The organism is Staphylococcus sp. T93, assembly GCF_016743875.1.
In the GTDB taxonomy this organism is placed as follows: domain Bacteria; phylum Bacillota; class Bacilli; order Staphylococcales; family Staphylococcaceae; genus Staphylococcus; species Staphylococcus aureus.
This window is the reverse complement of sequence record NZ_CP068247.1, coordinates 2112571-2130365: the sequence shown is the minus strand read 5'-3', so window position 1 is coordinate 2130365 and position 17795 is coordinate 2112571. Positions and strand designations below refer to the sequence as shown.

Annotated in this window: 11 protein-coding genes; 6 read left to right on the top strand and 5 right to left on the bottom strand. The window is 33.2% G+C overall.

Translation table 11 applies throughout. The features are described from left to right. The first annotated feature begins 12 nt into the window (after positions 1-12). From gtfA to JG553_RS10540, 4 genes are all read left to right on the top strand, one after another. Positions 13-1521, top strand: coding sequence for an accessory Sec system glycosyltransferase GtfA (gtfA, locus tag JG553_RS10555; RefSeq protein ID WP_000158433.1), 1509 nt, complete (start codon positions 13-15; stop codon positions 1519-1521). After that, the gene (gene gtfB / locus JG553_RS10550) at positions 1514-2872 is read left to right on the top strand and encodes an accessory Sec system glycosylation chaperone GtfB (protein ID WP_000593153.1); all 1359 of its coding nucleotides are present in this window, start codon (positions 1514-1516) and stop codon (positions 2870-2872) included. Before gtfA ends, gtfB begins: the two co-directional genes overlap by 8 nt. Positions 2873-3113: 241 nt before the next feature. Continuing rightward, complete coding sequence (gene sasF, locus JG553_RS10545; RefSeq protein ID WP_001151900.1) at positions 3114-5021, top strand: cell-wall-anchored protein SasF; 1908 nt, start codon at positions 3114-3116, stop codon at positions 5019-5021. A 167-nt stretch (positions 5022-5188) separates the two neighbouring features. Then, positions 5189-5749, top strand: a complete 561-nt coding sequence (locus JG553_RS10540; protein ID WP_000088195.1) for a cysteine hydrolase family protein — start codon at positions 5189-5191, stop codon at positions 5747-5749. A 266-nt stretch (positions 5750-6015) separates the two neighbouring features. Here JG553_RS10540 and JG553_RS10535 read toward each other — a convergent pair whose 3' ends face one another. Then, a complete protein-coding gene (locus JG553_RS10535; RefSeq protein WP_001125611.1) occupies positions 6016-7875 on the bottom strand; it encodes an amidase domain-containing protein in 1860 nt (619 codons plus the stop codon). Between the two features lie 210 nt (positions 7876-8085). On the opposite strand from JG553_RS10535, the gene JG553_RS10530 reads away from it, so the two are divergent. Continuing rightward, the gene (locus tag JG553_RS10530; protein WP_000785110.1) at positions 8086-11067 is read left to right on the top strand and encodes a YhgE/Pip family protein; all 2982 of its coding nucleotides are present in this window, start codon (positions 8086-8088) and stop codon (positions 11065-11067) included. Positions 11068-11178: 111 nt separating this feature from the next. On the opposite strand, the gene manA is transcribed toward JG553_RS10530, so the two are convergent. From manA to JG553_RS10510, 4 genes are all read right to left on the bottom strand, one after another. After that, positions 11179-12117 (bottom strand): mannose-6-phosphate isomerase, class I, encoded by a 939-nt coding sequence (gene manA / locus JG553_RS10525; RefSeq protein ID WP_001173201.1) that lies wholly within the window; start codon positions 12115-12117, stop codon positions 11179-11181. 13 nt (positions 12118-12130) lie between these two features. After that, positions 12131-14083, bottom strand: coding sequence for a PTS fructose transporter subunit IIABC (locus JG553_RS10520; protein WP_000706108.1), 1953 nt, complete (start codon positions 14081-14083; stop codon positions 12131-12133). Positions 14084-14159: 76 nt separating this feature from the next. Further along, positions 14160-16034, bottom strand: a complete 1875-nt coding sequence (locus JG553_RS10515) for a BglG family transcription antiterminator (protein WP_000887026.1) — start codon at positions 16032-16034, stop codon at positions 14160-14162. Between the two features lie 239 nt (positions 16035-16273). Beyond that, positions 16274-16732, bottom strand: coding sequence for a hypothetical protein (locus tag JG553_RS10510; RefSeq protein ID WP_000734803.1), 459 nt, complete (start codon positions 16730-16732; stop codon positions 16274-16276). Positions 16733-16989: 257 nt separating this feature from the next. On the opposite strand from JG553_RS10510, the gene isaB reads away from it, so the two are divergent. Then, complete coding sequence (isaB, locus tag JG553_RS10505) at positions 16990-17517, top strand: immunodominant staphylococcal antigen IsaB (protein ID WP_001044560.1); 528 nt, start codon at positions 16990-16992, stop codon at positions 17515-17517. Positions 17518-17795: the final 278 nt, after the last annotated feature.

Sequence of the window (17795 nt, the reverse complement as noted above, 5' to 3'; positions counted from 1 at the left end):
AAGGGGTAGCGCATGACAATATATAATATAAACTTTGGTATAGGCTGGGCGAGTAGCGGTGTTGAATATGCACAAGCTTACCGTGCTAAATTATTGAGACGTACAAATCAAGACACTAAATTTGTGTTTTTAGATTTTATACAGTCAGAGAACATACAGACATTAACGCAAAACATTGGGTTTAAAGATCAAGAAGTTATTTGGTTGTATCAGTATTTTAGTGATATTTCTTTAGCACCAACAACGTACACGTTAGATGACATTGAACGTGAGCTTGGTCATGACATTAGTTTTAGAGAAAGAAATGGTAAGATAGTCCGCCTATATTTTAATGGGAAATCATCATTTGTAACATGTTATCTGCAAAATGAACAAAAAGATATTGTGGATCGTGCAGAATTTGTAATTAATAGTATGTTAGTACGTAAAGATTTTTATAGTTATACGCGCATATTTTCTGAGTATTATGCACCAGCTGATAATAAAGCGAAATTATATATGCGACAATTTTATAATCAAGATGGTTCCATCGCTTATAACGAATATATTGATGGAGACAGCTCTATATATGTGTTTGAAGATGCGGTGTTGTATAACAAAACGGAATTTATTGCATACTTTTTACAACGATTGAATTTAACCCGAGACGATATTGTCATATTAGACCGCGCTTCTGATATTGGTCAGGCTGTTTTGCAGCATAAAGGTGATAGTAAAGTTGGTGTTGTGATTCATGCTGATCATTATAGTAATAATATGATGAGTGAGCAGCATATACTATGGAACAATTATTATGAATATCAATTTTCAAAAGCTAAATACATTGATTTCTTTATTACAGCAACAGATATTCAAAATCATATGGTTTGTCGACAATTTGAGCAATATCAAGGTTATCGCCCACGTGTTTATACTATTCCTGTGGGAAGCATTGATGCATTATCATATCCAACATTATCAAGAAAGCCATATGCGATGATTAGTGCATCTCGTTTAGCGAATGAGAAACATATTGATTGGCTTGTCAAAGCGGTTATCGTGGCTAAACGACAAGTGCCAGAATTAACATTTGATATTTATGGAGAAGGTAGCGAGAAGACGCGACTGCGTAAAATTATTGATACACACCGCGCACAAGATTATATTCGTTTACTAGGGCATGTTAAACTTGATGAAATTTATAATGATTATGAGTTATTTCTTTCTGCATCAACTAGCGAAGGTTTTGGGTTAACACTAATGGAAGCGGTAGGCTCAGGACTAGGTATGATTGGATTAAATGTGAATTATGGTAACCCAACCTTTATTCGAGATGGGGAAAATGGCTACTTGGTACCTTTTGATACCGACGAAGATAGTGTGGATGATGTTATCGCAAAACTAGCTCATGCCATTGTAATGTATTTTAACAATGGTCCCCAGACACCACATGACATCTCTTATGAAGTGGCACAGCAATTTATGACTCAAGATATTATTTTAAAATGGGAAACATTAGTTCAAGAGGTGCTACATGATTAAATTATTTGATTACTTTAACGATCATTCACGAAAGTTATATGAGTCTTTTAAAGCCAGTAAGTTGGAAGAAGATTTAACAATTGTACTCAATGACAATGGCTTTTTACCGGACGATGTTATATCACCGTATCAATTTTTTGCAGATAATCATAATACAGAAAATATGAAACCACGATTTTTTAATCAGGTTACTGTACCAGCTTTTTGGGAAATTAAAGGTAACAACAATTCGGCTACAATTAATGATATGGGACGTCTACGAGGTAAAATATTTTATCAAAGTGGAGAGCGCCCTAGAATTGTTAGTCGTGTCGAATGGTTTGATGACCAACAACGTGTCCGATTTGTCGATTATTATTCTAAGAATGGTATTAAATTTGCACAAACTGTTTACGATTTAAATCGTAAAGCGATCTTGAAGAAATATATGACAGCAGAAGGTAAAGAAGTGATTTATGAAAATTTTGTAACATCTGATGTCATATTGGATTGGCAAGGGAAGTCTTACTTTTTCCCTTCAAAGCTCGCATTCGCATTATTTTTTATCAAGCAACTTGAAATTACGGAACATCATTTCGTTATTAACTCACTAGCCCTACCATTTTCAGTGTTATATAATTTGCCATCAAAAGGTAGTGATGTTTTGGTATGGCAAGAACACTGTAATGGTAATGTCCCGGGAAATATGCAATTGATGTGTAAAGGTGATATGAAACGACATTGTAATATTATTATTCCAGATAAAAACGAATATGAAACGATGCTCAATATAGCAGACGCAAAGGTTCAATCTCGTATTTTACAAGGCGGATATCTATATAACTATCGTAGTCGTAATAGATATACTAAAGAAATTGTAATATTAACTAACTCGGATCAACTTCGTAACATCAAGGTATTGGTTGAAACTTTACCAGATTTTAAGTTTCACATCGCTGCTATTACAGAGATGTCTGATAAGCTAATGCAACTTGATCAATATGCTAATGTGCATTTATACCCATCTATTAATATTGACAGGGTAAATGAACTATACCAGTTATGTGATATTTATCTTGATATCAATGAGGGTAATGAAATTTTAAATGCGGTGGAACAAGCGTTTGACTATGAGTTGTTGATTTTAGGTTATCGTCAAACCGCACACCATGCTAAAGTAACATTATCAGAGCACTTATTTGAGCATAATGATGAGATAACAATGGAAAGTAAAGACCAATTAATACAAATGTTAGAAAGTTTGAAAGATCAACAACAGTTTCGAGATGCTTTATTAGCACAAAAAGCACATGCACACGAAATCTCGCGTGAACAATTCGAGCAAGTTTTTAAACAGGCGCTCGAAAGCTAAAAGGAAAAAGCAGTCTAAAATAAAACATCATTTAATATAAAAGATTTGACGTAATATGATGTTAGCGACATGGACAATATGATATTACGTCATGCTTGTTTTGTTTACTTAAATATAAGCTAAGTAATAAGTAGATAATTACTAACAACAATAACTAGATAGATAAGTGTAAATTTCTTGTAAACAGGTATATAATAGTATGTAATTCTTTGAAGGAAGTAAGTGAGGAAGGAGTATGTTGATGGCTAAATATCGAGGGAAACCGTTTCAATTATATGTAAAGTTATCGTGTTCGACAATGATGGCGACAAGTATCATTTTAACGAATATCTTGCCGTACGATGCCCAAGCTGCATCTGAAAAGGATACTGAAATTACAAAAGAGATATTATCTAAGCAAGATTTATTAGACAAAGTTGACAAGGCAATTCGTCAAATTGAGCAATTAAAACAGTTATCGGCTTCATCTAAAGAACATTATAAAGCACAACTAAATGAAGCGAAAACAGCATCGCAAATAGATGAAATCATAAAACGAGCTAATGAGTTGGATAGCAAAGACAATAAAAGTTCTCACACTGAAATGAACGGTCAAAGTGATATAGACAGTAAATTAGATCAATTGCTTAAAGATTTAAATGAGGTTTCTTCAAATGTTGATAGGGGTCAACAAAGTGGCGAGGACGATCTTAATGCAATGAAAAATGATATGTCACAAACGGCTACAACAAAACATGGAGAAAAAGATGATAAAAATGATGAAGCAATGGTAAATAAGGCGTTAGAAGACCTAGACCATTTGAATCAGCAAATACACAAATCGAAAGATGCATCGAAAGATACATCGGAAGATCCAGCAGTGTCTACAACAGATAATAATCATGAAGTAGCTAAAACGCCAAATAATGATGGTTCTGGACATGTTGTGTTAAATAAATTCCTTTCAAATGAAGAGAATCAAAGCCATAGTAATCGACTCACTGATAAATTACAAGGAAGCGATAAAATTAATCATGCTATGATTGAAAAATTAGCTAAAAGTAATGCCTCAACGCAACATTACACATATCATAAACTGAATACGTTACAATCTTTAGATCAACGTATTGCAAATACGCAACTTCCTAAAAATCAAAAATCAGACTTAATGAGCGAAGTAAATAAGACGAAAGAGCGTATAAAAAGTCAACGAAATATTATTTTGGAAGAACTTGCACGTACTGATGATAAAAAGTATGCTACACAAAGCATTTTAGAAAGTATATTTAATAAAGACGAGGCAGTTAAAATTCTAAAAGATATACGTGTTGATGGTAAAACAGATCAACAAATTGCAGATCAAATTACTCGTCATATTGATCAATTATCTCTGACAACGAGTGATGATTTATTAACGTCATTGATTGATCAATCACAAGATAAGTCGCTATTGATTTCTCAAATTTTACAAACGAAATTAGGAAAAGCTGAAGCAGATAAATTGGCTAAAGATTGGACGAATAAAGGATTATCAAATCGCCAAATCGTTGACCAATTGAAGAAACATTTTGCATCAACTGGCGACACGTCTTCAGATGATATATTAAAAGCAATTTTGAATAATGCCAAAGATAAAAAACAAGCAATTGAAACGATTTTAGCAACACGTATAGAAAGACAAAAGGCAAAATTACTGGCAGATTTAATTACTAAAATAGAAACAGATCAAAATAAAATTTTTAATTTAGTTAAATCGGCATTGAATGGTAAAGCGGATGATTTATTGAATTTACAAAAGAGACTCAATCAAACGAAAAAAGATATAGATTATATTTTATCACCAATAGTAAATCGTCCAAGTTTACTAGATCGATTGAATAAAAATGGGAAAACGACAGATTTAAATAAGTTAGCAAATTTAATGAATCAAGGATCAGATTTATTAGACAGTATTCCAGATATACCCACACCAAAGCCAGAAAAGACGTTAACACTTGGTAAAGGTAATGGATTGTTAAGTGGATTATTAAATGCTGATGGTAATGTATCTTTGCCTAAAGCGGGGGAAACGATAAAAGAACATTGGTTGCCGATATCTGTAATTGTTGGTGCAATGGGTGTACTAATGATTTGGTTATCACGACGCAATAAGTTGAAAAATAAAGCATAATTATATTGGGGGAAGAGCATCTATATATTTTTTTAAGTATATAAGACGTCTTATTTCCCCTTAATTTATTGTGAAGTATATGCAAAATGCAATGAATAGATTGTCCATCATTTTAACGTTATAATGAATTTAACGACTTAGAACTACACAAGTAAAGGAGAATGAAGATGTCTCGAAAAACGGCGCTATTAGTTTTGGATATGCAAGAAGGTATAGCGAGTAGTGTACCTAGAATAAAAAATATTATTAAAGCGAATCAGAGAGCAATTGAAGCAGCAAGACAACATCGAATACCAGTCATTTTCATACGTTTAGTGTTAGATAAGCATTTTAATGATGTCTCCTCGAGTAATAAAGTGTTTTCAACAATTAAAGCTCAAGGATATGCGATTACTGAAGCAGATGCATCTACACGAATACTTGAAGATTTAGCACCACTAGAAGATGAGCCGATTATTTCTAAGCGACGCTTTAGCGCATTTACAGGTAGTTACTTGGAAGTTTATTTACGTGCAAATGATATTAATCATTTAGTATTAACGGGTGTCTCTACAAGTGGAGCTGTATTGAGCACGGCATTAGAAAGTGTAGATAAAGACTATTATATTACTGTTTTAGAAGATGCTGTTGGTGATAGATCAGATGATAAACATGACTTTATTATTGAACAAATTTTATCACGCTCATGTGACATTGAATCCGTAGAGTCATGGAAAAGTAGTTTATAGTTAATATAACGTCAATTAAAGCTCGGCAGTAATGTTTGAGAATAAGTACATTTGCTCATATTTATAAAATGTGTGAGATGGCAATTGAAACGGATATGATGAGGAACATTTGAACATAAAATAATATATTTATATAAAACGACCCGAGGCGTTCGAACTGAATGCCTCGGGTTTAATTGAATAAGAAATCGGACTTATGAACAGAAATATGTTTAAGTCCGAACTCCTTGTTTATACTTATAAATTTTACGGGTTTAATATAATACTTATTTACCTGTAATATATGATAATTCTTCAGCGGCAGCTGCGTTGATAGTTCTATGAGAAATGATACCTAATCCTTTAACATTGGATTCTGAAATAACGATAGAACCATCACTGTTAACTTTTTCAACAAATGCTACATGACCGTAATGTTGATCTGCACCAAATTGTCCAGCCTCAAATACAACAGCAGCATGACGTTTTGGTGTATGACTTACTTGATAATCACGGTATTGAGCTCGATTATTCCAATTATGTGCATCACCTAAATCACCTGAGATAGATGTACCAAATTGTTTCATACGGTTATATACGTACCAAGTACATTGGCCATGTGGATATGGCATACTATCAGATACCTCACGGAAAGGTTTGAATTCATCTGATGAATCATCATAATCCTTGATAGAACGTTCATATTTATCTAAATCTGGCATGCGTTCATCGTCAAACTGAGTTAATTGATAGTGTTTAATAATACTGTTTAATTTCTTAGCATAGTTTGGATCTGTAGCATATGTTTTAGATAAGTGTGATGTTGCATCTTTATAAGAATCGGCTTCCGATTTCCATGTTGGTTTATAAATTGTTCGATTGCCATCAATACCATTTTTAATAAGGTCAGAGTAATCTTTTAGTGATTCTTTCGTGCTTGGATATTTTCGGAATCCAGCATTAATACTATACAATTGATTACCATCAGCTTCTAATGTGTTAAAAGGAACAGAATTCCCTTCAAAAGCACCTTTGATACCGAATAAATTATGGTTTGGTGACTTAGCTAAAGCACTACGACCTGAGTCAGATTCTAAGATTGCTTGGGCAATCATGACAGACGCATAAATATCGTTATCTTGACCAATGCGATGTGCATCTTTAGCAATTGATTTGACAAATTGACGTGTATCTTTTGAGTCAACAACGTTAAATTGTCCGCTATCATCATTGTTAGATATACTAGGATCTGTTTCGAATAATGATGTTGCACGTGTATCCTTTTGATTAACATCGTTATTGAATGATTGAGCAGGTTTAGATTTATGTTTCAATTCATCTTGTGTTGGTAACTGTGGATTCTTTGTATTAGATTTTTCATTTTTGTCTTTTTTAGATTGAGATGCATAATCTTTTTGTGTTTTCTTTGCATCTTCACTGTATTGATCCAAAATAGAGTCTAAAGCCGAATCTGACATTGATTGATTATCTTTCGATGAAGATTTTTGATTTGCTTTATCGTCACTTGCTGGTTGACTATTTGATTGATTAGGTTGTGTTGGCTTTGGCGAATTTGGTTGCTTATTAGATGTACTTGGTTTTGTATTGTTTGATTTAGGTGCTTTTTGATTGTCTGCTTTATCTTGTTTAGATGATTGCGTATCAGTGTCATTTTTGATGCTATTGTCACTGTTTTTATTCGAATCATTTGTTGACTTTTCGCCATTACGAGGTTGTTCGTAATCAGAAATATCCGAATTTAAATTGAATAAGTTTTGGATTAAAGTTGTTAATGAGTAATTATCATCGTATTTATTTTTGGTTAGCAATTGGTTTATATTGGTTTGTGGTAAATTCTTATAAATAAAATCAATGATATTGTTAGAGTCTGAAGTGCTGTCGTCTATAGTTTTAAATTTTTTGTCGTTATTGTCTTGGTTACTTGTATTATTTTTGTCTGCTTTATCAATATCTTTACTTGTAGTATCCTTAGAAGTTTCATCGTCATTAGATTTTTTTGAATCATGAGATGTTGTCTTAGCTGTAGTATCTTTTTGAGGTGTATCAGCATAAGCGGTAGGTGAAACTAAAGTAGGTAATACGAGCGTAGTTGATAGCAAATAAATTAAAATTTTATTTTTAGGCATATTTCGTATTCTCCCTTGAAAAATATAATAATTAAGTGTGATAATAAACTATGATTTGTTATAATTTATCGTATGCTGAAAATAGTTGATAGGTATCAATCGACTAAATATCTTCCAGTAAATTGATTATACTAATTCACAACGCAAAAATAAATTAATTTACAAAAAATATATAAAAAATATGAATAATTCCTACATAGGAGTGTGACAATGAAGAACGCATTTAAATTATTTAAAATGGATCTGAAGAAAGTAGCTAAGACGCCAGCTGTGTGGATTATCTTAGCAGGCTTAGCTATTTTGCCATCGTTCTACGCTTGGTTTAACTTATGGGCAATGTGGGATCCATATGGCAACACGGGACACATCAAGGTCGCAGTCGTTAATGAAGATAAAGGCGACACAATCAGAGGGAAAAAAGTTAATGTCGGTAATACGATGGTTAATACACTCAAGAAAAATAAAAGTTTTGATTGGCAGTTTGTAAGTAGAGAGAAAGCTGATCATGAGATAAAAATGGGTAAATATTTTGCAGGTATTTACATCCCATCTAAGTTTACACATGAAATTACAGGGACACTACGTAAGCAGCCTCAAAAAGCAGATGTAGAATTTAAGGTGAATCAGAAGATTAACGCTGTTGCGTCTAAGCTAACAGATACTGGTTCGTCAGTTGTCGTTGAAAAAGCGAATGAACAATTTAATAAAACAGTAACTCGAGCATTATTAGAAGAAGCTAACAAAGCAGGTTTAACTATTGAAGAAAATGTGCCGACAATTAACAAGATAAAAAATGCGGTATATTCAGCAGATAAAGCTTTACCTAAGATTAATGACTTTGCGAATAAAATTGTATATTTGAATAACCACCAAGCGGATTTAGATAAATATGCCAATGATTTTAGAAAACTAGGAAATTATAAAGGTGATATTTTAGATGCTCAGAAAAAATTAAACGAAGTCAATGGTGCTATTCCGCAACTTAATGAAAAGGCTAAGTTGATATTAGCTTTAAATAATTATATGCCGAAAATTGAAAAAGCGTTAAATTTTGCAGCTGATGACGTGCCAGCGCAGTTCCCTAAAATTAATCAAGGACTTAACATTGCGAGTCAAGGTATTGATCAAGCTAATGGACAGTTAAATGATGCCAAAGGCTTCGTCACACAAGTTAGAAGTAGAGTCGGTGATTATCAAGATGCAATTCGACGCGCGCAAGATTTAAATCGAAGAAACCAGCAACAGATTCCTCAAAATAGCGCGGCGAACAACGAAACATCAAATAGTGCACCTGCAGCTGGTAATGGTGTAGCATCAACGCCACCAAGTGCACCAAGTGGCGATACTGCACCAAATAATAATGTTACGCAAAATACCGCACCAAATAGTAATAATGCGCCTGTATCGACTACACCACAAAGTACAAGCGGGAAAAAAGATGGTCAAAGTTTTGTAGATATAACAACAACACAAGTCAGCACAGCTAACGAGAACACACAAAACATTACAGATAAAGATGTTAAATCAATGGAAGCGGCATTAACGGGCTCTTTATTATCATTATCAAATAATTTAGATACCCAAGCGAAAGCCGCACAAAAAGATAGTCAGGCATTACGTAATATTTCGTATGGGATTTTAGCATCGGACAAGCCTTCTGATTTTAGAGAGTCTTTAGATAATGTTAAGTCCGGTTTAGAATACACAACGCAATATAATCAACAATTTATCGATACATTAAAAGAGATTGAGAAGAATGAAAATGTTGATTTATCAAAAGAAATTGATAAGGTAAAAGCAGCTAATAATCGAATTAATGAATCATTAAGGTTAGTTAATCAATTAAGCAATGCATTAAAGAATGGTAGTTCAGGAACTGCTGAAGCTACTAAATTACTAGATCAACTTTCAAAACTAGATTCATCATTATCATCATTTAGAGATTATGTTAAAAAAGATCTTAACAGCTCTTTAGTATCAATATCACAACGTATTATGGATGAATTGAACAAAGGGCAAACTGCATTATCCAATGTTCAGTCTAAATTAAATACAATTGATCAAGTCATTAACAGTGGACAAGCTATTTTAAAAAATGGTAAAACACGTATTGATCGCTTACAAACAGTATTACCAAGTATTGAACAACAATACATTAGTGCTGTTAAAAATGCTCAAGCAAACTTCTCGAAAGTGAAAAGTGATGTAGCTAAAGCTGCTAACTTTGTGCGCAATGACTTACCACAGTTAGAACAGCGATTAACTAATGCGACAGCAAGTGTGAATAAAAATTTACCAACGTTATTAAATGGTTATGATCAAGCGGTAGGATTACTAAATAAAAATCAGCCACAAGCGAAAAAGGCTTTATCAGATTTAGCTGATTTTTCTCAAAATAAATTGCCTGATGTTGAAAAAGATTTGAAAAAAGCGAATAAAATTTTCAAGAAATTAGACAAAGATGATGCAGTCGACAAATTAATCGACACACTTAAGAATGATTTGAAAAAGCAAGCGGGTATTATTGCAAATCCTATTAATAAGAAGACTGTTGATGTTTTCCCAGTTAAGGATTATGGTTCAGGTATGACACCATTCTATACTGCACTGTCAGTATGGGTAGGTGCACTCTTGATGGTAAGTTTATTAACGGTTGATAATAAACATAAGAGTCTAGAGTCAGTCTTAACGACAAGACAAGTGTTCTTAGGTAAGGCAGGATTCTTTATAATGCTTGGTATGTTGCAAGCACTCATTGTATCGGTTGGAGATTTGTTAATCCTAAAAGCAGGAGTTGAGTCACCTGTATTATTTGTACTTATAACGATTTTCTGTTCGATTATTTTCAACTCAATCGTATATACGTGCGTATCATTACTTGGTAACCCAGGTAAAGCCATTGCAATCGTATTGCTTGTATTACAAATTGCAGGTGGTGGGGGAACATTCCCAATTCAAACTACGCCACAATTTTTCCAAAACATTTCGCCATACTTACCATTTACGTATGCAATTGATTCATTACGTGAAACAGTAGGCGGTATTGTTCCGGAAATCCTAATTACAAAATTAATTATATTAACGTTATTTGGTATAGGATTCTTCGTTGTAGGTTTAATTTTAAAACCTGTAACAGATCCATTGATGAAGCGCGTATCTGAAAAAGTTGACCAAAGTAACGTTACAGAATAAAAATTAAATCCACACATTAGGGTTATAGCTCCTTAATGTGTGGATTTTTATGTTTTTAGACAGAAGAGATAGTAATTTCTGTCTTTTATGGGACGGTTGTTATCATTGCTATTATCCAGGATGACTTACTATAGCACTAATATTACCGACAAAGTGAATATCCTCGTCTTCCGTAGTTAAAATAAAGCTAGAACCTTTTTGGATGTCATAGTGCTTATCGTTTACTGTTAAAGTACCAGTACCATCGATAATTGTAACTAAGCAATAAGCATGTGGTTTATTGAATTTTAAATCTCCATGAATATCCCATTTATATACTGCAAAATATTGATTATCTACAAATTGAGTTACAGTGTGTGTGTCGATGTGAGTTGTTATAGGAGTAGTATTTGGTTCATGATTGCCTAATTCAATCACATCTTTACTTTGCTCTAAGTGCAAATCACGCAATTGACCATTTTGATCTCGTCTATCATAGTCATAAATACGGTATGTCGTATCGGAGGATTGTTGTGTCTCTAAAATTAAAATACCCGAACCAATGGCATGGACAGTGCCAGCAGGAACATAATAAAAGTCACCGGGCTTAACAGGTATACGTTTGAAAAGACTGTCAAATTCATGATTATCAATCATGTCTATTAACGTCTGTTTATTATGTGCATGTACGCCATATATAATTTCAGCACCTGGGGCTGCATCTAAAATATACCAACATTCTGTTTTACCTAGTTCGCCTTCGTGTTTTAAAGCGTAGTCATCATCTGGGTGAACTTGAACAGATAATTTATCATTGGCATCTAATACTTTAGTTAGCAGAGGGAAACTATCTCGTGAATCATTATCGAATAATTCACGATGTTGTGACCAAAGTTGATCTAGGGTCATATCCTTGTATGGACCATTGATAATTGTATTAGGACCATTTGGATGTGCAGAAATTGCCCAGCATTCACCAGTTGTTTCATTAGGGATATCATAGTTAAATGCTTTTAATGCATGACCGCCCCAAATTCTGTCTTTAAAAACGGGTTGTAAAAATAATGCCATAGTTAAAACTCCTCTATATTTTCATTAATAAGTTATAAATTTCTGTAGTACTGTTTGCATTAATTAGTGATTGGCGTGTCTCATCATTCATTAACGCTTTAGATAAGCGCTGAAGTATTTTTAAATGTGTATCCTGACTGTTGTTTGGTACGGCAATTAAGAATATCAATTGAGGTAGACTACCATCTAGACTGTCCCATTTAACACCATGATTATTTTTCATAACAGCTACAATCGGTTGTTTTACAACATCAGACTTTGCATGTGGAATGGCCACGTTCATGCCAATAGCTGTCGTAGACTCCATTTCACGTTCTAGTATTGCATTTTTTAAATGCGATGTGTGCTCTACATAACGGCAAATTTTAAGTTTATGAATCAACATATCAATTGCTTCGTTTCGAGACATGTCGTGATCAGTAATTATCATAGTTTGTTGATCAAAAACATGAGAAGGTTTATTGAGATGTGAATGTTTCGCGGTGTTATCTACATTGTCAACCTCTGTATCATGTTGTGTAATATCTGTATCATGAAGTTGCGTGTGTTGCGCTGGTGCATCTACTGCTATAACTGGTGTATTGCGTTTTAATAATAGTACAGTAGTCATTGTGACAAGACTACCTACTATCACTGCAAAGATAAACCATAATACATGATCAATACCACCTAATACAGCCACGATTGGACCTCCATGTGCGACTCTATCGCCGACACCACCAATGGCTGCAATGACTGATGCAATCATTGCACCAATGATGTTTGCAGGTATAATGCGCAATGGATCTTGGGCTGCGAAAGGAATAGCACCTTCAGTAATACCAAATAGTCCCATAGTGAAGGAAGCCTTACCCATTTCTCTTTCGGAATGATTGAATTTATACTTTTGAACAAACGTTGCTAAACCTAAACCGATTGGTGGTGTACATACAGCAACTGCGACCATACCCATAACGGCGTAATTACCTTCAGCAATAAGTGCTGAGCCAAATAAAAATGCTACCTTGTTTACTGGACCGCCCATATCGAAGGCAATCATCGCACCTATAATCATCGCAAGTATAATAATATTAGCACCTTGCATACTTTTTAACCAGGTTGTTAATGCCTCAAAAATATTAGAAATTGGTGCACCGATTAAAAATATAAATATCAATCCTACAACGACCGATGAAATAATGGGAATAATAATGATAGGCATAATTGGTGCCATTGCTTTTGGAACTTTAATATCTTTAATCCACTTTGCGATATAACCTGCTAAGAAACCAGCAACAATACCACCTAAAAATCCTGCGCCTGCATCACTGCCATAAAAACTACCGTCAGCAGCGATAGCGCCGCCAATCATACCAGGAACAAGACCGGGCTTGTCAGCGATACTAACAGCGATATATCCAGCTAGTATTGGAACCATAAATTTAAAGGCTAAACTACCAATGTTTTCAATGGATTTCCAAAATGAATCATCTGGGATGACTAATCCTTTTGATGTCGTTTCACCGCCTAGAGTCAGCGCGATGGCGATAAGGAGTCCACCAACTACGATAAAAGGAACCATAAACGATACACCGTTCATTAAATGTTGATACACCATTTGAATACCATTTTTAGACTTACCGCGATCTTTCGAATGATAATTTGTTTCAGATTGATAAATAGGCGCATCTTGATTAATGATACGTTGAATTAGACCTCTCGGATTATGAATCCCTTCGCGAACATTTTCATTAATCAACCGTTTACCAACAAATCGGGACAGATCAACTTGTTTATCAGCTGCAATTATGACACCGTCAGCTTCTTCGATGTCTTGCGTAGTTAAAACATTTTCAGCACCAACACCGCCCTGTGTCTCTACTTTAATATCCACACCCATTTCTTTTGCTACCTGCTCAAGCTTTTCTTGAGCCATATATGTATGTGCAATGCCATTTGGGCATGAGGTAATAGCTACAATTTTCATAAAATCATCTCCTTTTCTATATTGTAAGCGTATTCTCGATACTAAAAAAAAGAATAATTACCGTTACTAGTGGCAATTATTCTTGTAAGTATTCAAATAACTGTTGCTTTAAACTATGATCATCTAAACTACATAAATGGTTCACTGAATCATCATCCAAGTTAGCAATTAATTGCATCATTTGTTTTGTAAAAGCTTTGTCTTTATGCGAAATCGCTAAGAAAAAGACAAGTTTGACATCGTGTTGTCGCCAAGGAAAAACATCTTTTGTGCGAAAAATAAGCACATGTGATTGTAAAACTTTTTCAGGATCTCCATGAGGAATCGCCATAAAATTACCTATGTATGTAGAAGATGATTTCTCACGCTCTAAAGCTGATTCGATATATCCTTCTACAATCGCATGATGTGCTTGTAATATTTTTTGAGCTTCTTCAAAAATTTGCACAGTATGCCGTGATTTTTGTTCAGTATTTACGACAAGGAAATTGACAGTGTCCATATGATGATGTGCTTGAACCGGATTTTGCTTTTGCTTCACAACGTGTCTGATTTTGTGACGATCATCTTCAGAAAATAATGGTGCAACCTTGATAGTCGTCAGGTGCTTAGGAAGTATGTTTAGCGTTTGTTTAGGAATATCATGGGTCGTTATTAATAAATCTACATTGTCAAAGTGATAGTGTGTTATATTTTCTAGTTTAATCGTATTTATCACTGACAACTCTTCGGATAAGTTATTTATTTTAGTTTCTAAAAAATTCGACACACCTAGACCATAATAACAAGCAATGACTACATTTAATTGTGTTTTGGTACGACGCTCGATGGCAGCTTGAAAATGAATTGTTAAAAATGCAATTTCATCTTCGCTCATCTCTATATCAGTATCAATTGCTAATTTATCAATCGCTTCAAAAAGTGTGTTAAACACAAAGGGATAGAGTTTTTTAATCTCTATAACTAAAGGATTGTTTAAATAAATGTTTTGAGTGATACGTAAATATGCTTTACTAAAATGATTATATAAATTTTGTTGTAAAATCGAATCTTCATTGAAAGGTACATGAATACGTTGCTGCATCAATTCGATTAAGCGATCAATATAACTTTGTATAAATATACGTTCTATGCCAATATCGAGTTTATTAAAATGATAAGCAATAAAGAATGAAAACATATTGATTACTTTTTCGTTCAAGTCATAACCTAATCTTTCGTTGATTTGCTTAATGCAAGATTGAGATATCAATTTTGAATCGTGGTTTAACGTGTCTAGCTCACTTAAAGATTGCTTACGTTTAATGATTAAAATGAGATGAATTAAAAGCTGTTGTATTTGAATATCAGTTGTTTCAATACTATGTTGTTGAAGTGTCTCTTGTATAATATGCGAAATCATCCTTTGGTGTGAATCAGGTAATTCATTTAAAATTAGGTCTTCAACATGTACATGCCCTGATGATAATTGATTTAAATGGATGATGGCATTAGTGATATCATTATCTGTTCCATCGACCACAATACCTTGTTTTTTCTTGATTGTTAAAGCGATATTAAATTTTTGACACCATTGTTGAATTCGAACGAAATAGTCGTTGAGCACAGTTTTAGATAATAGATAATCTTGCTCTAGTTGTTGCAATGTCTGCGATTTATTGTGCATTAGCAGTTGATACGCCATAGATAATAATAGTTTTTCTTTATATGATTGAATATGCGTGTAACGTTCAGTTATCGTTTCTAAGGTATACTGAGATGTATTTAATTGATATCCTTTAGATTTAATACTTACGATGATATCATCCATAAAATTGCTATTGATAACATGGATATCATTGCGAACTGTGCGGTTTGAAACATTGACATGTTTAGCAATTTCATTAGAACTAATGTGCTTTGATGGATTTTTAATAAAAAACTGGAGTAGTTTTAAGTGTCTATCAAGCATTTAACATGTACCTCCTTTCTAAATTTTTCGTGTAAGCGTTTTTAAGGGTGTATTAATATTATTAAACATGAGAGCTTATACATACGTCAATGACATTAAAGCGAACTTTTATATGATTTTAACAGAGTGCGAATTATGCAAATAAAGAACAGCAGTAAGATATTTCAAATAGAAAAATATCTCACTGCTGTTTTTCTGAATTTATGCATCTGGTACTTGTGGACGTATCAGGCAAATGATTAATTTTTAGGTGATTGTGCTTGAGGTGTTTGTTTAGAAGGCGTATTGGTATTATTTGATTTATTAGCAGGTGGTGTGTTCTGTTGTTGATTATTTTGGTTGTTTGTTGACGATTGACTGCCACCACCGTGAGTATTATTTTTATTTGAATTTGAGTCTTTTGGCTGAGCTGGTTGCGTATTCGATGGTACTGTTGAATGGTTGTTAGGAACATTTGACGGTGAAGATGGTTGATTGTCATTAGTAACGTTATTGCCATTATTTTGATTTTTATCTGTTTTGTCTGCACTATCATCTTGTTGATCATTTTCTTCGGTTTCTGTCTTTTTATGCGTAGATTTATTTTCTTGTTCTTGGTTATTACTTGATGATGTAGAATGATTTATTGCAGCATAAATTGCGAACCCAAGTGCTCCGATTAATACGATAATTACGATGGTAATAAGAAGTTTTTTCAAATATAACGCCTCCATGTTAATGAAAAGTAGTTGATACGTGAAGCTAAATAATTTATTTCAATATTGCCATAATCATTTTAAAAAATAAATATTAGAAAAGTAGGCGATATTAATATTTTCATTGTTTTTTGTGTACTTCAATTAGTATAACAAAACTGTTATGTATTTATAAATATAATCATTAGTATTTTTATGGCTGAAAAAGTTATAATAAAAGTGTAAGGAATAAAATATTTGTATGGAAAAGAGAGATAATTATGAATAAAACCAGTAAAGTTTGTGTAGCAGCAACATTAGCATTGGGCACACTGATTGGAGTAACAGTTGTTGAAAATTCGGCGCCAACAAGTAAACAGGCACAGGCAGCAATAACCCCATATTATACTTATAATGGTTATATTGGTAATAATGCTAATTTTATTCTGGATAAGAATTTTATTAACGCGATTAAGTATGATAATGTGAAATTCAATGGTATTAAATTAGCTAAAACGAATACGATAAAAAAAGTAGAGAAATATGATCAAACTTTTAAAGGTGTTTCTGCAAAAGGAAACGAAGCAAGTCAATTGCAATTTGTAGTTAAAAATAATATTTCATTAAAAGATATCCAAAAAGCTTATGGCAAGGACTTGAAAAAAGAAAATGGTAAAACAAAGGAAGCTGATAGCGGTATTTTTTACTATCAAAATGCTAAAAAGACATTAGGCATCTGGTTTGTCGTTGATCATAATAGAGTTGTCGAAGTAACAGTTGGACATACACCATACAAAACAAGTAAATAAAATAATGGCATATTAAGGCTAGAGTGTGAGGAGTGATACCGCATTCTAGTCTTTTTTATTAAATAATAACGATTATTGCGTCTTACATAGTTGTTTGAAATTGATAAAAATGTTTATTTGATTATGATTATTTAAATAGTTATCTCACATATTTCAAGCATTGATTAAGTATATAGAGCACTATTTTGTATTTGTTAATATTTTCACAAAAATAAAGCCTTGATAAATTTTAAAATATAATTAAGCTCAATTTTTAAAATTTTATTTAGCTACAGATA

Excerpts from the sequence above, each read along its gene's own strand:
- isaB (WP_001044560.1), top strand. The coding sequence starts at position 16,990 with ATGAATAAAACCAGTAAAGTTTGTGTAGCAGCAACATTAGCATTGGGC.
- manA (WP_001173201.1), bottom strand. The coding sequence starts at position 12,117 with ATGGCATTATTTTTACAACCCGTTTTTAAAGACAGAATTTGGGGCGGT.
- gtfB (WP_000593153.1), top strand. The coding sequence starts at position 1,514 with ATGATTAAATTATTTGATTACTTTAACGATCATTCACGAAAGTTATAT.
- JG553_RS10540 (WP_000088195.1), top strand. The coding sequence starts at position 5,189 with ATGTCTCGAAAAACGGCGCTATTAGTTTTGGATATGCAAGAAGGTATA.
- sasF (WP_001151900.1), top strand. The coding sequence starts at position 3,114 with ATGGCTAAATATCGAGGGAAACCGTTTCAATTATATGTAAAGTTATCG.
- JG553_RS10520 (WP_000706108.1), bottom strand. The coding sequence starts at position 14,083 with ATGAAAATTGTAGCTATTACCTCATGCCCAAATGGCATTGCACATACA.
- JG553_RS10515 (WP_000887026.1), bottom strand. The coding sequence starts at position 16,034 with ATGCTTGATAGACACTTAAAACTACTCCAGTTTTTTATTAAAAATCCA.
- JG553_RS10535 (WP_001125611.1), bottom strand. The coding sequence starts at position 7,875 with ATGCCTAAAAATAAAATTTTAATTTATTTGCTATCAACTACGCTCGTA.
- gtfA (WP_000158433.1), top strand. The coding sequence starts at position 13 with ATGACAATATATAATATAAACTTTGGTATAGGCTGGGCGAGTAGCGGT.
- JG553_RS10530 (WP_000785110.1), top strand. The coding sequence starts at position 8,086 with ATGAAGAACGCATTTAAATTATTTAAAATGGATCTGAAGAAAGTAGCT.